Here is a 1,613-nt window from a genome sequence, read left to right as displayed (position 1 = left end):
AGTTACCTTAACGATCTTATGTGACAATCTCAGAACGGCTGTGATTCGTGCAGATAAGGCAGAACCGGTTTTTACCGGGTTATGCCATCAGTTATCGGAGCATTATGGGACCACCTTTAGCGCCACAGCACCACGAAAACCCACCCATAAGGCAATGGTGGAAACATCGGTAAACATCGTTTACAATCATATTTACGGACCCTTACGCAATTATAGATTTAGAAGCCTGGAAGAGTTAAACAAGCATATACGCATACAACTCAATCTATTAAATCTAAAACCCTATAAAGGTGCCAAAGAAAGCCGCCGAGATTTGTTTAATCGATACGAAAAAGCAGTTTTAAAGCCACTGCCTGAAAGCCCCTTTGAACTGATGTATATCAAAGAAGTCACAGTGCAACGCAACTACTATGTTATCCTACCGGATAACAAACATTATTACTCTGCTCCTTATCAATATGTAGGCAAGAAGTTGACAGTCCATTATAACCCCAGAATCGTGGAGCTATATTATAAATTTGAACGTATTGCTTTTCATGTCAGAAGAAGTACTGAACCGTTGTACAATCGTATTGCCGAACACCTTCCCAAAAATCACCAAGCAATGGAAGCCACAAAAGGATGGAATGAAAAAGAGTTTATGGAAAGGGCCTCAAAAGTTGGAAAATATACACAGCAGGTTGCCAGTCGAATTTTACACAGCAGTATCTATATGGAACAGAATTTTAAAGCCTGTAATACGATGATACTACTACAAAATAAGTATACCAAAGAACGGCTGGAGCAGTGTTGTAAAGGAGCCTCCCATATCCAACGACCAACGCTTAGACTCATTAGAAATATGCTCGAAAACAATATGGACAAACAGCCGGGTCTGTTCGATGAAGAACAGCGAGCTATTCCTGTACATAAAAATATCCGAGGTAGTGAAGCCTACACATAACCGGCAAATACCGCCTCGAACGCTCCCGCGGGAACAGTAATATAAAAAGAGGATTCTCCTAGTCCTGATTCCTTTTTTCAAGATCTACTAATCCTCTTTTTATATTACTGATTGGCTCCAAGCAATCTGCATTAAAATAGAAATTATTTCTTTAATCAAACACAACAAAATGAACACGAATCAAACACTGGAACAAATGCGTGAAATCGGGCTAAGAGGCATGGCTAGTTCTTACAAATCCCAGCTAGAATTGCCTATTCATCATCAGCTGGAAGGCAATGAACTAATTGCACATCTGGTAGAAGCTGAAAAATTAAATCGCAGTAATGAAAGACTGGGCTCCCTATTAAAGGTTGCCAAGCTCCGCTTAAATGCCACGCCTGAAATGGTTGACTTCGACCCCAGTAGAAACCTCAGCAAAACCGCCTTTGCTTCTTTATTGGAGGGAGATTATCTTACTAAAGGAATCAACGTCCATATTACAGGCGCTGCAGGCTGTGGGAAGTCATTTCTTGCTTGCGCAATGGGACACAAAGCATGTATGATGGGCTATAAAACCAAATACTACAATATGAACCGCCTCATTGAAACAATACTACTGTCTAAGGCAGGTGGAACCTACATCAAATTTTTAAACCAAATAGAGAAAGTACAACTGTTGATATTAGAT

At 40.2% G+C, this 1,613-nt stretch carries 2 protein-coding genes; both read left to right on the top strand.

Translation table 11 applies throughout. From position 1 onward, the window contains the following. Positions 1–943 (top strand): Mu transposase domain-containing protein (locus tag ACQR30_RS04700; protein WP_429731979.1); only part of this gene is annotated, 943 nt, incomplete at its 5' end. Between the two features lie 169 nt (positions 944–1,112). Then, the coding region (locus ACQR30_RS04695) for an ATP-binding protein (RefSeq protein ID WP_429731976.1) at positions 1,113–1,613 on the top strand (501 nt) is incomplete at its 3' end.

This window comes from Arachidicoccus sp., assembly GCF_050436765.1.
Taxonomy (GTDB): Bacteria; Bacteroidota; Bacteroidia; order Chitinophagales; family Chitinophagaceae; genus Arachidicoccus.
This window is presented reverse-complemented; position numbering and strand designations above follow the sequence as displayed.